Origin of the sequence: Bacillus bruguierae (assembly GCF_037104725.1) — a bacterium.
GTDB classification, from domain to species: domain Bacteria; phylum Bacillota; class Bacilli; order Bacillales; family Bacillaceae_G; genus Bacillus_A; species Bacillus_A bruguierae.
Genome location: NZ_JBAWSX010000001.1, coordinates 562,492 through 575,859, shown reverse-complemented (window position 1 = coordinate 575,859; position 13,368 = coordinate 562,492). Strand labels below are relative to the sequence as shown.

Annotated in this window: 13 protein-coding genes and 1 tRNA gene; 4 read left to right on the top strand and 10 right to left on the bottom strand. The window is 36.2% G+C overall.

All coding sequences use genetic code 11. The annotated features are described in order from the left end of the window. Window positions 1-26: 26 nt before the first annotated feature. The 5 genes from WAZ07_RS02860 to WAZ07_RS02840 all read right to left on the bottom strand — a co-directional run bounded on the left by WAZ07_RS02860 (window position 27) and on the right by WAZ07_RS02840 (window position 5,943). Window positions 27-920, bottom strand: a complete 894-nt coding sequence (locus WAZ07_RS02860; protein WP_396548460.1) for a PstS family phosphate ABC transporter substrate-binding protein — start codon at window positions 918-920, stop codon at window positions 27-29. A 412-nt stretch (window positions 921-1,332) separates the two neighbouring features. Beyond that, on the bottom strand, window positions 1,333-3,459 hold the full coding sequence (locus WAZ07_RS02855) for a peptidoglycan D,D-transpeptidase FtsI family protein (protein ID WP_336471230.1): 2,127 nt from the start codon (window positions 3,457-3,459) through the stop codon (window positions 1,333-1,335). 108 nt (window positions 3,460-3,567) lie between these two features. Next, window positions 3,568-4,845, bottom strand: coding sequence for an MFS transporter (locus tag WAZ07_RS02850; protein WP_336471229.1), 1,278 nt, complete (start codon window positions 4,843-4,845; stop codon window positions 3,568-3,570). Between the two features lie 189 nt (window positions 4,846-5,034). Next, window positions 5,035-5,646, bottom strand: coding sequence for a superoxide dismutase [Mn] (sodA, locus tag WAZ07_RS02845; protein WP_090913743.1), 612 nt, complete (start codon window positions 5,644-5,646; stop codon window positions 5,035-5,037). 223 nt (window positions 5,647-5,869) lie between these two features. Further along, window positions 5,870-5,943, bottom strand: a tRNA-Ile gene (locus WAZ07_RS02840). Between the two features lie 230 nt (window positions 5,944-6,173). Here WAZ07_RS02840 and WAZ07_RS02835 point away from each other — a divergent pair. The 3 genes from WAZ07_RS02835 (at window position 6,174) to ispG (ending at window position 8,789) form a co-directional block, all read left to right on the top strand. Continuing rightward, window positions 6,174-6,941, top strand: coding sequence for a DUF1189 domain-containing protein (locus WAZ07_RS02835; RefSeq protein ID WP_336471228.1), 768 nt, complete (start codon window positions 6,174-6,176; stop codon window positions 6,939-6,941). A 65-nt stretch (window positions 6,942-7,006) separates the two neighbouring features. After that, window positions 7,007-7,351 carry a hypothetical protein gene (locus tag WAZ07_RS02830; RefSeq protein WP_090913740.1) on the top strand — a complete coding sequence of 115 codons (345 nt, stop codon included), beginning with the start codon at window positions 7,007-7,009 and terminating at the stop codon, window positions 7,349-7,351. Between the two features lie 346 nt (window positions 7,352-7,697). Further along, window positions 7,698-8,789, top strand: coding sequence for a flavodoxin-dependent (E)-4-hydroxy-3-methylbut-2-enyl-diphosphate synthase (ispG, locus tag WAZ07_RS02825; RefSeq protein ID WP_020062652.1), 1,092 nt, complete (start codon window positions 7,698-7,700; stop codon window positions 8,787-8,789). A gap of 54 nt (window positions 8,790-8,843) precedes the next feature. Here the strand turns inward: ispG and WAZ07_RS02820 are convergent, their stop codons facing one another. From WAZ07_RS02820 to WAZ07_RS02805, 4 genes are all read right to left on the bottom strand, one after another. Continuing rightward, window positions 8,844-9,257 carry a Fur family transcriptional regulator gene (locus WAZ07_RS02820; RefSeq protein WP_336471227.1) on the bottom strand — a complete coding sequence of 138 codons (414 nt, stop codon included), beginning with the start codon at window positions 9,255-9,257 and terminating at the stop codon, window positions 8,844-8,846. A gap of 13 nt (window positions 9,258-9,270) precedes the next feature. Next, the gene (locus WAZ07_RS02815) at window positions 9,271-10,104 is read right to left on the bottom strand and encodes a metal ABC transporter permease (RefSeq protein WP_336471226.1); all 834 of its coding nucleotides are present in this window, start codon (window positions 10,102-10,104) and stop codon (window positions 9,271-9,273) included. Further along, on the bottom strand, window positions 10,101-10,874 hold the full coding sequence (locus WAZ07_RS02810; RefSeq protein WP_336471418.1) for a metal ABC transporter ATP-binding protein: 774 nt from the start codon (window positions 10,872-10,874) through the stop codon (window positions 10,101-10,103). The genes WAZ07_RS02815 and WAZ07_RS02810 overlap by 4 nt, the downstream gene beginning before the upstream one ends. A 158-nt stretch (window positions 10,875-11,032) precedes the next feature. Beyond that, window positions 11,033-11,911 carry a YitT family protein gene (locus WAZ07_RS02805; protein ID WP_090913732.1) on the bottom strand — a complete coding sequence of 293 codons (879 nt, stop codon included), beginning with the start codon at window positions 11,909-11,911 and terminating at the stop codon, window positions 11,033-11,035. 148 nt (window positions 11,912-12,059) lie between these two features. Between WAZ07_RS02805 and WAZ07_RS02800 the strand changes: the two genes are divergently transcribed. Next, window positions 12,060-12,314, top strand: coding sequence for a DUF2624 domain-containing protein (locus WAZ07_RS02800; RefSeq protein ID WP_336471225.1), 255 nt, complete (start codon window positions 12,060-12,062; stop codon window positions 12,312-12,314). A 69-nt stretch (window positions 12,315-12,383) separates the two neighbouring features. Here the strand turns inward: WAZ07_RS02800 and WAZ07_RS02795 are convergent, their stop codons facing one another. After that, window positions 12,384-13,280, bottom strand: a complete 897-nt coding sequence (locus WAZ07_RS02795; RefSeq protein ID WP_336471224.1) for a deoxyribonuclease IV — start codon at window positions 13,278-13,280, stop codon at window positions 12,384-12,386. Window positions 13,281-13,368: the final 88 nt, after the last annotated feature.

The window sequence follows — 13,368 nt, the reverse complement described above, 5'->3', positions numbered from 1 at the left end:
GATGAAAACCCCTTTCCATCTTGACATTATTTTTGCATTTCTGTTAACATTTGTAGCTGTTCATTATATTTATATTGCGGCAACTTCACATATCCAATCTCTTCTACAAGCTCTCCAGCATGCTTCATCATAAAAGAGACATAATTTGCAACACTGTTTTTCTCTCGAATAGAAGAGTTATTTACATATACATAAAGCGGCCGAGACAACGGCTTATATGCTCCGGATTGTATTGTTTCTTTCGCCGGAGAAATACCGTTAATTTTTACGGCCTTTACTTTATCATGATTCGCAGCATAATATGCATATCCAACAAATGCAATTGCGTGCTTATTACTCATAACACCTCGTATTAAAACATTGTCATCTTCAGATAATGTAACTGTTCTTGTGATCTGCTTTTGTTGCAACACTACATTTTGAAAATAATCATACGTACCAGAATCTACCCCTGGTGCGTAAAATTGTATCGTTTCATGCGGCCATTTAGGATGAATTTGCGACCATTTTTTCGTTGTTTCACTATCACTCCATACCGTTTGTAACTCTTCTATTGTAAGATTATCTGCCCACGTATTCTCACGATTCACAATAAGTGTAAGACCGTCATAAGCAATTTGAAGCGGCGTATACGTAATATGATGCTTCTTAGCAAGCCGTTCTTCCTCTCTTTTCATTGACCGAGAAGCATTTGTTATATCTACTTCTCCTTTTCCAAAACGATGAAATCCGCCTCCCGTTCCAGATATACCAATAGAAAGTTTTACATGAGGTTCTCGCTTCGTATACTCTTCTGCTACTGCTTCCATAATCGGAAAAATTGTAGAAGATCCATCAATTTGTACTTCTCCTACAATACTAGCGGCGGAAACAGGTAACGTATGAACAGATAAACAAAACATTGCTATTATAAAAACCATGGTGTATGTTCTATTACGTTTCACGTAATACTTCCTCCTAGGAGCCTCCTGCTAACAGGAGTACATATATAAGAATAATGTTGAACTATTAATACGGTTTTAATAGTTTGTAAAAGTTTTGTAAATATCTATATACAAATGAAAAAACCGAGATAAAAACCCTTGTTTTTTAGATGGGCGAGAGCATCTGGCCATGCATAGAAGCGGTTAGGTCCTGCTCCTGCCATGCGAAACGTTAAAACAAAATGGGTATATATGCTCGCATTTATGAGATATTCTCCATCCCTCCTTTTGAAAGTAAGCAGTGTACATAAATTTTTCTTAGGCTTGTACACTTCTGTCATCACTATATGCAACATGTATAAAAAAAAGCACACTATCTTCACAGATAGTGTGCCAATCTTACACATTTTTATTCTTCTTCATTTGTTTTCTTCGTATCTTCTATTGGTCCAGTATTTCCGTTTACTTCTTGCTTTTTCAAATCAAAATATGCGTCCATAATTCGGCGTCCAATTTTTTTACTTACTGGGTTTTGATCACCAGACAACCACGGAACAACAACAGAAAAGGAAACTTCTGGATCAGACGCCGGTGCGTAACCAACAAGTGTTAAATTATATATGGATCTATCACCTATCTGCGCTCTTACCTCTTTTGCATTTGGACCAGCATAAGCGGCCTGTGCGGTTCCTGTTTTTCCTGCCGGATCATATGTTGCACCAGCAAAACCATTCGTATATCCAGTTCCGTTCGGTGTTTGCATTACCATTTTAAAACCCTCTTGAACGCGGTTAATGTACTCATCTTTCATATCTATTCGATTTAAGACAACCGGCTCCATCGAATCTACTACTTTTCCTAACTCTTCAGGTTTTGAAGTCGGTTTGCGAATTTCTTTTACAATCTGTGGTTTCATCCGATAACCACCATTGGCAATCGTTGATACATATTGCGCCAATTGCAGCGGTGTATACGTATCAAACTGCCCGATTGCTAAATCGAGTAGCTTACCAGGTTGTCCTACTGCGTTTCCTTTTACTCCTGCCATTTCATTTGGTAAATCTATTCCCGTTGGTACTCCAAGCCCAAATTGACTATAGTAATAACGCATTGTATCAAAGTCCTTTTGTTTAACACTTAATGTACCGTTTGGAACATAATCTACACCTGCGATTTTCATCGCTGTTTTAAACATATATACGTTGGAAGATTGTTGCAGGGCTGTTAAATCATTAATCGCCCCCATTGTTTTCCATGATTTTTTCCAATCTGTACTTTTAAACTTCATCGGTTCATCAACAATTACTTCCCCTGGTGCAATGGCTTCTTTTTGATATCCAGTCAACACAGTTGCCCCTTTTACAGTTGAACCCATTTCATATGCACTCGTCATCGTACCAAGTGCATAGTCGTTGATAACTCTTTGTCCATTTTCTTCTCCAAACTGTTTACCAGCCATTGATAAAATTTCTCCGTTTTTTGGATTCATCATCACAACAAACGCACGGTCCATATACTCCGCTCCGCCTGAAGCTTTTGCTGCTTTCATTTCTTCTTCAATAATTTGCTCAACTTTCTTTTGCAGTTCCATATCAATGGTTAACGTTAAATTCTTTCCACTTTCTCCTTTAGAAAGATATACAGTTTCAAGAATATTTCCCTTTTGATCCGTAATATTTTTCACTTGTGCTTTCGTGCCATGCAATACATCTTCGTATTGCTGCTCAATGTAACTTTTTCCGACGCGGTCATTGCGGTTATAATCACGAACTAAGTAATAGTCTTGATTCTCTTTCGGTAATCCTTGATCAGAAGTTGTTACGCCGCCAAGTACAGTGCGGAACATATCCCCATAAGCATAGTGACGGTCCCAATCAACTGTAGTGTCTACCCCTGGAAGCTTCGCTAAATTCTCACTAACTATAGCATATTCTTCAGGCGTCACATCTTTTTTAATAATTTGCGGCGTCATCGCATAGCCGCCTTCCATCTTACTCTTAATTGCCAACACTTCTAAGTCGTCAGCAGTTAATTCATTCAACTCTTCTTCTGTAATGCGATCAAGCTGACGTTGTGCCAGTTGTTTATCATCAATTTTTTTTGCTTTCAAATCAGCATCATCTTGTTTCGTAATTTTTGCTTTTGCCCGGTCTTTATTTAACAGAATCCAAAAATCTTTTTTATCTCGCTCTGTTAATTTATCAGTCGGTACATCAAGCAGCTTTGCGAGTTGCTTTGCTGTTTCTAAACGTTCTTCAGGTTTTGACCCCTTTACTCTTGTATACGTAATCGTTCGAAGTGGTGTATTATCCACCACCGCACGGTGATACCTATCAAAAATCTTCCCGCGCGGAACAGGGTTGCTTACCGTTAAGTTTTCCTTTCTGTTTACTTCATTTTTATAATCTTCACCATGGACAATCTGTACCATACCCAATCGAACAATTATTGATGAAAACAGTAAAAATACACAGAAAAACAACACGTTTAACCGAAGTGGAACGTGGGTTTTCTTTTTTTTCTTTTTCTTACTCATACGAACCCCCTCTACCAACAGCTATGTAAGCGGAAAGGGACACCTTCTTCAGGTGTCCTCGCTACTGTTATATACGTTCTATTATTTTAACATAAAATACAACAGAAGTTAACCTTCTCCTTCTGTTGTATTTTGCGTCGTTTGTACAGCTGCAAGCCCCGCATGGCATGCTTTTTCATCATCATATTTGACATTTCGAATCGCAAAATAGATAAGTAAATGTCCAGCACCTAATATTAATAATAAAATAGGCAAGCTCTTTTCTGCCGGAAATAATGAAACAGCTAGTAAAAAACTTAAAACCGAACAGATTCTTCCTCCGTTTAGCCATAGTTCACGAACAACAATATACTCTACTCGCCGCTCCTTTGCTTGTTTGGCTCTTCCTATTATATCATATGTCATTGAACCATATGGAACAAGAAGAATCGGATATGCTACGGCAATACAAGCTGCATAAATAAGTAATTTCGTATATGTGACATGAAAGACAACTAAAAATACAACTGCATATAAAATAATTCCACCGAGTAAAATGGCTTTTTTTCGCCATTCCTTTTTCAATACACGTGCTACTACATAATAGCAAATAAAAGAAACAGCGGAATTTACAAGCCCATATTTCCCCAGCGCTAATTCGCTGCCAGAAGCCATATACACATATACAGAAATAACAAATATAAACGTACCTTCTCTAAGTCCTTGAAAGAAATGAGCGAGTGTAATTCTTCCCCAGTTTTTATTATTTTCCCTTTCTTTCATTACTTCAACAAGTTCGTAACGCCCTTCACATTCACGTTTTGTCAGAAAAAAACTGACAACTACCGCAATGGTAAATAAGGTTAAAGATAGGAAAAAAACAACTGTATATCCACTCCACTTTTCCATACGTGAAATGATAAATCCGGATGCAATTGGACCAATCATGCCTGAAAATGAGGTAAGGAGTCCGAGAAATCCGTTAAAAAAATCACGTGTTTCTGGCTCTGTAATTTCAAATGTTAACAAATTAAATGCGAGCCAGTAGAACCCATATCCTATCCCAAGTAAACCACCGATAAGTAAAATATACTGGGAAGCATTCGTTCCTGTCAGTAAGACAACAATAAAAAAAACAGCTAATGTTGTTACACCGATGCGGAGCAAAATCGTACGATCTACTCGTTTCGCAAGTTTTCCGGCAACAAGAAAAGTGAGCGGCTGTAAAACAACGCTTGCTAAATTATAGAAGCCAATATTCATAAAATCCTTCGTTTGTTTCCATAAATAAATATTAACAAACGTATTGGACAACGAAATGGCCAACGTATATAATCCGCCAATTATGAGTAATAAAACTAAATCACGATTCACCTCAACATCGCCAACTAAATGTTTCCACTTCATATAAACTCTCCTTTACTTCATGTTCTAGTCTTCCAAAGAAGGTTACAATTATGTAAAGAAGAAAAATGAAAAGTGAAACTTTCATTAGTTAGCACTTTTCTCACTGATAGCCAGGTGAACTGATCGGTTCTCTATAGAAGAGAAAACAAAAAAACTAGGAGAAGCATCTCCTAGTTTTTACAATTATCATTATTTTGCGTCTTGGTAACGTTTTTCAATTGCGTTCCAATCTACAACGCTCCAGAAAGCATTGATGTAGTCAGGACGACGGTTTTGGTAGTGTAAGTAGTATGCATGCTCCCAAACGTCTAATCCTAAAACTGGCGTTTTGCCTTCCATTAATGGAGTATCTTGGTTTGGTGTACTTGTTACTTCTAATTCACCATTGTTTACAACAAGCCATGCCCAGCCAGAACCGAAGCGAGTTGCGCCTGCTTTTGCAAACTCTTCTTTAAATGCGTCGAAGCTACCGAATTTCGCTTCAATTGCGCCTGCAAGTTCACCTACTGGTTGTCCGCCGCCATTTGGAGAAAGGATTGTCCAGAATAAAGAGTGGTTTGCATGTCCACCACCGTTATTACGTACTGCTGTGCGAATTGCTTCTGGCACTTCGTTTAAGTTTGCAACTAACTCTTCAATGCTTTTTTCTGCTAATTCCGCATGTCCTTCTAATGCAGCATTTAAGTTTGTTACGTATGTGTTGTGATGTTTTGTATGATGGATGTTCATTGTTTCTTTGTCAAAATGAGGTTCTAACGCATCATACGCATAAGGTAAATTTGGTAATTCATGTTTCGCCATTGTTATATTCCTCCCATTGTATGTATTGCCGATAATAACTTGGCATACAAATTCATTTTACCCTAATTACATAAGGGTGAAAACAAATTTAGCGTATTGCCTCGCTAACATTAAAGTAGCAAATTTCCCATTTCTTTTCAAACGAAATGCTCATACATTTCGTAAAAAAAGCTCCCTTCTATAAGGAAGCTTATCCGCTATGTATCAATATGCGAAATGGATATGGACCCTGTAGGACTCGAACCTACGACCGGACGGTTATGAGCCGTCTGCTCTAACCAGCTGAGCTAAGGGTCCGCAATACATGAATAACTGCTACGACATCGCAGTTATAAACCATATACTCTAGCCAGTTAAACTACGATGGAACGTATGATTATATGTAAAAATGTAAGATAAATTTACCATATTAAAAAGAAATGTGTCAATTATATTTTCACATGCGACATGATATATCTTGTGATTCCTAAAAAAAATACGTTACAATGAGACTGTAAATCAATATATTTAAAGAAGGAAGTGAATGCATGTCCATATTTACACAACTATTTAAAAGCTTATATACAACAAAAGAGATGGCACTCTTTCGTTTTCAAAAAATCGGAAAAACGATTCTTTACATAATGTTACTATGTCTACTTGCTACTGTTCCAAAAACGATTTTATTTGGAGATTTTATTCAGGAAGGCATTAGTCTAATTGATCGCTCTATCGAAAAAGATGTGCCTGATTTTAAAATTGAAAATAGCGAGCTTCACGCAGACATTAGCAAACCAATTATAAAAGATGAATTAGACTTTATTTTTGTATTTGATCCAAATGCAACAGACATAAAAAATTATCCAAATCGCGATGGTATATTCATTTTAAAAGATAAAATGATTTCAATAGCAGGACAACAACCGCAATCCTTTCCATATAGCGATTTAGGTAATACAACTTTTGAAAAGAAAGATATCCAAAAAATCGTTTCATACATTGATAGCATCTATGCAGTTGTTATATTCTTTATCGGGATATTTATTTACTTATTCCAGCTATTTATTACATTTCTTGGTGTTACGCTATTAGCATTTATCGGCTCTGCAATGAGCGGAGAACGTAAATTATCTTACAAACAAGTTTGGACATTAACCGCTTATAGTTATACAATCCCAACTATATTCTTTATGATTATGGACTTGTTAAAAGTGCATGTCATATTCTCGTTATTTACATTTATCGGTATCGTTCTTGTCGTTCTTTATTTAACAATAAAAGAAGTACCAAAACCAAAAGAAAAAAATTCACTATAAAAAATGCCTTCAAGGCATTTTTTTTTTGGACAAGCATATATTTTTCTACAAAGGAGTGGAAAAATATGAAAAGGCTTGGCGGTATCTTGTTACTACTTGTTCTCGGTTATGTCTTGTACTATGATATGACAATTGGCACATTACCGTTGCTTCATACATATTCCAAAACAAAAGAAACTTCGGCTAAAGTTACAAATAATAAACAAAAAGGAAATACATCACTGGCAAAATATAAGGTCATTGAAGTAAAGACAGGCGAGACCGTTCTCTCTATTACAGAAGAAATTAATAAGAAAAAAGTCCCTTCTATTGAAAAAGTTGTTACGGACTTCAAAGACTTAAATCAAAACGACTCTCCAGCAAAATTACAAGTCGGGAAAAAATACAAATTCCCCCTCTATCAGGAATAACATCACATAATTCTTGTCAACTGCAGTAAGGCGCTGATACAATAGAAAAAGTGAAACTATATAAATACAAATAAAAAAACAACATAAAAGCTCCTTTTTTAGTTGGTTGAGAGCATCTGGCCATGCATAGAAGCGGTCAGGGCCTTTCCCTGCCACTTTCAATGGTTAAAACAAAGGGAGAAAGCAAGTAGCGATCATGTTTTTTCTGCATAGCAGTGACTTGTATGTTGAAAAATCAAAGTGGATTTATATAGACATTTGGCTTCACTAGACAAATACTGCATACAATATAAATGTGTTTGTCTACAAAATAAGAAACTTCTTTTATAAGGAGAGCGATCTATTCGTGAATGAAATAACTCATCGTACAAAAACACGTCCTGTTAAAGTTGGAAATTTAACAATTGGCGGTAATAATGAATTAATTATACAAAGTATGACAACAACTAAAACACATGATGTGGAAGCAACAGTTGCCGAAATTAAACGTTTAGAAGAGGCAGGTTGTCAAATTGTTCGTGTAGCCGTTCCCGATGAGCGTGCTGCAAATGCAATTGCTGATATTAAAAAACAAATTAATATCCCTCTTGTTGCTGATATCCACTTTGACTATCGCCTAGCATTAAAAGCAATTGAAGGCGGCATTGACAAAGTTCGTATTAATCCAGGAAACATCGGTCGTCGTCATAAAGTTGAAGCAGTTGTAAATGCTGCAAAAGAACGCGGCATTCCAATCCGTATCGGTGTAAACGCAGGTTCATTAGAACGTCATATTCTAGAAAAATATGGATACCCAACCGCTGATGGTATGGTAGAAAGTGCATTGCATCACATTAAAATTTTAGAAGATCTAGATTTTCATGATATCATCGTATCGATGAAAGCCTCTGATGTGAATTTGGCAATTGAAGCGTATGAAAAAGCATCTCGTGCTTTCAATTATCCATTACATCTTGGTATTACAGAGTCCGGAACTTTATTTGCCGGAACTGTAAAAAGTGCAGCTGGTCTTGGTGCAATCTTAAGTAAAGGTATCGGTAACACATTGCGTATCTCATTAAGTGCAGACCCAGTTGAAGAAGTAAAAGTAGCGCGCGAACTATTAAAGTCATTCGGACTTGCTTCTAATGCTGCTACATTGATTTCTTGTCCAACTTGCGGACGTATTGAAATTGACTTAATTAGCATCGCAAATGAAGTAGAAGAATATATTTCAAAAATTAAGGCACCGATTAAAGTTGCCGTACTCGGCTGCGCAGTAAACGGCCCTGGCGAAGCGCGTGAAGCAGATATCGGGATTGCTGGAGCACGTGGAGAAGGTCTTCTCTTCCGCAAAGGTGAAATTGTACGTAAAGTACCAGAAGAAACAATGGTGGAAGAATTAAAGAAAGAAATTGATAAAATTGCAGAAGAATATGCGGCAAAACAAGAAAAATAAGTTGAAAACTTCTAGATAAAAAAAGCTTGTCAGTTTCGAAACTGACAAGCTTTTTTATTGTACACATTTCGGACAGCGTCCATATATTTCAAATTTATGCCCCGTTACTTCATATCCTTTAAAGTCTTTATTCATGCGTTCCATTGGACAAGATGTGATTTCCTTCGTCCCTCCGCAATCTAAACAAATGAAATGGTGATGATGCTCTGTAGTAGAACATTTGAAGCGAAAATGTTTTTCACCATTTAACTCTGTCTGTTCTAAAATACCGATTTCTGCAAACAGAGTTAAGTTACGATAAATAGTATCAAAACTGAGCCCTGGATAATCACCCTTCATATTGGCTAAAACATCTCTTGCTGTTAAATATTTATTATGATTAGCAAATAAACGCAGCATCTCTTCTCTTTTTCCAGTATGTTTATAGCCCTTCTCCTTCATAAGGTGTAAAGCTTCTGTAAGATTCATAGTCATCCCTACTTTACGCAGTTTTTTTCTTCTTCCATAAGATTGCACCGATTAAAATAAGAACTGATAACACAACAATTGTCCCACCAGGAGCAAGGTCGAGCTGATAAGAAGCTAACATGCCTCCAACTACTGCAATTTCACCAAATATAACGGAGAAAAAGATCGTTTGCTTAAAACCTTTCGCAATTCGAATACTTGCTGCAACCGGTAATGTCATTAATGATGAAACGAGAAGAATACCAACAACACGCATTGAAACCGCAATCACAAGTGCAACTAAAATAATAAAAATAAAGTGAATCCACTTCGCACCCAAACCTGTTGCTACAGCATATTCTTCATCAAAAGATAATAAAAACAGTTCTTTATATAATAAAATGATGACAGCAACCACAATCACAGCAACGAATCCAATAATAACTAAATCACTACTTGTCACTGCACTCACGCTACCAAACAAATAACTAAATAAATCTGTATTAAATCCATTGGCAAGAGAAATGAAAATTACACCAATCCCAATACCAGCTGATAAAATAATAGGAATTGCTAGTTCTTGATAATGTTTATATACCGTTCTCAATTTTTCAATAAGCAGAGCGCCGCCAATAGAAAATATCATCCCCATATATAATGGATTTAAAAAACCACCCGTAAATACGGTTTTTTCTAGTAATAAACTCGCTGCAATACCTGATAACGTGACGTGACTTAATGCATCAGCAATCAACGATAAACGACGAATGACAACAAAGACACCAAGCATCGGGGCGACAAGTCCAATTAAAACTCCAGCATATAAAGAATTTCGTAAAAAATCATATTGCAAAAAATCCTGTATCATCGTATCCCCCCATGATGCTCGTGATCATGCTCTAAACGATGAACATGATAACCGTATAATAATGACATTTCGGCATCTTCTAACTTTTGGAACGCATCAACATTTCCATGGAAATGTAAACGTTGATTTAAGCAAGCAACATGTGTAACCTTCTCTGTCACAGCTCCCATATCATGAGTGACCAGAATAAGTGTAATCCCTAAATGCTTATTTAAATGCTCTAGCATTTCATAAAAGCTTTCAACATTTTTCACATCAATACCGACAGTAGGCTCGTCCAAAATTAATAATTCCGGATCACTTACAAGTGCGCGCGCAATAAAAACACGTTGTTGCTGTCCACCAGAAAGTTCACCAATATTCCGATTCATAAACTCACTCATTCCAACATCAGCAATCGCTTTTGCTACTTTCGATTTATCCGTCTTTGTTAAGAACCGAAACAAACCTTTTTTAGAAACAAGTCCCATCGAAACAACTTCAAATACAGTTGCAGGAAATCCAGAGTTGAAACTATTCGCCTTTTGGGAGACATATCCAACTTTATTCCAATCTTTAAATTTTTTACTGTCCACACCAAACAACCGAATCGTTCCTTGTTTCGGTTTTAAAATCCCTAATATACATTTCAATAATGTAGATTTTCCTGATCCATTCGGTCCTACTAACCCTAAAAAAGCTCCTTTAGGAACTTGCAATTGAATATCCTCTAACACATTTCGCTCTTCATAACGGAAGGTTAAATTTTCGATTTCTAATATATACTTCATCATATCTCACCTATTTTAATTCAGAATGATTCCGATTTATCTCTATTTAAATTATATTATAGTTCATTACAAGTTGTAAACCAATCTGCCCTAAAATATATATACCATTTTAGACAACCTATCCATTATAACAAAAAGCAGAGAAAATCTCTCCGCTTTTAGTGAATTGCTGATTTAAATTTTGCACCTTTTGTTTCTTGTGTATTCATAATAGTAATAAAAGCATTTTCATCTACTTCATGAACAATCGATTTTAGCTTCGTTACCTCTAAACGAGTAATAACTGCATAGATGACTTCTTTTTCTTTATCCGTATAGCCACCTTTCCCAACTAACTTCGTTGTTCCGCGGCCAAGTCGATGTAAAATTGCGTTTGATACCTCTTCATAATGGTCCGAAACAATAATCACTGCTTTCGTTTCATCTAATCCCTGGATAACAGTATCAATCGTTTTAAATGCAATATAGTATGTCATGACAGAATACATTGCTTGTTCTACGCCAAATACAACTGCCGCCCAGGCAAAGACGAAAATATTCATAAACATAACAAATTCACCGACAGAAAATGGTAATTTCTTCGTTAGCAAAATACCTAAAATTTCCGCTCCATCTAATGAACCACCATGCCTAATTACAAGCCCAACACCAACACCTAAAATTAAACCTCCAAAGACAGTCGCTAAAATCGGCTCTGTCGTAAAAGGCTGAATAGAATGTAATGTGGACTCAATCAAAGCTAAACATATTACTGCAAAAACAGAAGATAGCATAAATGTTTTTCCGATTTGCTTATAACCTGAGTACATAAATGGTAAGTTGAGGATTACAACTAAAGTGGAAAAGCTTAGCCACCAAATATTTGGTGTAAGGTAATCTAATATGAGGGAAACACCGATAATACCACCATCAATAATCTTGTTTGGAATTAAAAATAGTTCGAGTGCAACTGCTGCACAGCCCGCACCTATGACAATCATAACAAGACGATACACAAGATGAATTATACTTTCTTTTTTATGCTGTTTTTTTTCCATACTACCTCCTCAAGTATCTTTATATAATTTCCTCCTTTTATTGTAACATATTCTACTTTTTCTGATAAGAAAACGACCTGTTCTGGAATATACACAAGCATATTCCACATATATTCGGATATGAGGACAAAACAAAGGGGGTAGCAACATGAACCTCATTCAACAATTTGTAAATAAAAAAATAAACAATATGACTTCTAAGGAATTATTAAAATACAGTAAAGAATATGGGGTGTCTATAACAAGCGAACAAGCAGATAAAATTGTCACTTTAATTCAAGGAAAACATATTAATATTTATGATGTCCAAGAAAGATTACAACTTTTAAAACAAATTGCACAGGTTACTTCTCCTGCTACCGCACAACAAATCAACACTCTATTCCAAAAATTAATAAAGTGAAACTTCCATCAATGGGGTTTTACTGCCCGCGAATAGCGGGGTAAAATAAAAAAGGGGCTTTCCCCTTTTTTATTGACCTTTAATTTTCTGAAGAATCTCTTCATCAAACACACCGTTTTTCAGCATTTCAATTTCAAATTTATACGGTGGTTTTTTATCCTGTTTATCTTCACCTACATATGGTGTTTCAAGAATTTTTGGTACATGCTGTAATTGTGGATGATGTACAATGTGGCGCAATGTTTCATAGCCGATATGACCGAAACCGATATTTTCATGACGGTCTTTTCTAGCACCGCGCTCATTCTTGCTATCATTAATGTGTAATACTTGTAAACGATCAATACCTATAATTTTATCAAATTCGTTTAAAACACCGTCAAAATCATTAACGATATCATAACCAGCATCATGCGTATGACATGTATCAAAACAAACAGATAATTTCTCATTATGTGTTACACCATCAATAATTCTCGCAAGCTCTTCAAAGCTGCGTCCACACTCTGTTCCTTTTCCAGCCATTGTTTCTAGCGCAATGTTCACTGTTTGGTCAACTGTTAATACTTCATTTAAACCTTCAATAATTTTTTGAATGCCTGCATCCGCACCTGCTCCAACATGCGCTCCTGGATGGAGCACAATTTGCTTGGCAACGCCTAATGCTGATGTTCTTTCAATTTCCAGGCGAAGAAAATCAACACCTAGTTGGAATGTTTCAGGTTTCGTTGTGTTACCAATATTAATAATATACGGTGCATGAACAACGATTTCTTCAATCCCGTTCAGTTCCATATGTTTACGACCAGCTTCTATATTTAACTCTTCAATCGGTTTTCTTCTCGTATTTTGCGGTGCCCCTGTATAGACCATAAACGTTGTTGCACCATATGATACAGCTTCTTCACTTGCTGCTAATAACATTTTCTTTCCACTCATCGAAACGTGAGATCCAATTTTCAACATGTAATCACCTCTTATAAATGCAATAGCTATAATGATAGCATAATTTGCAGAAATCTGACACTGTTAACTTCCCCGCAAAAAAAAGATA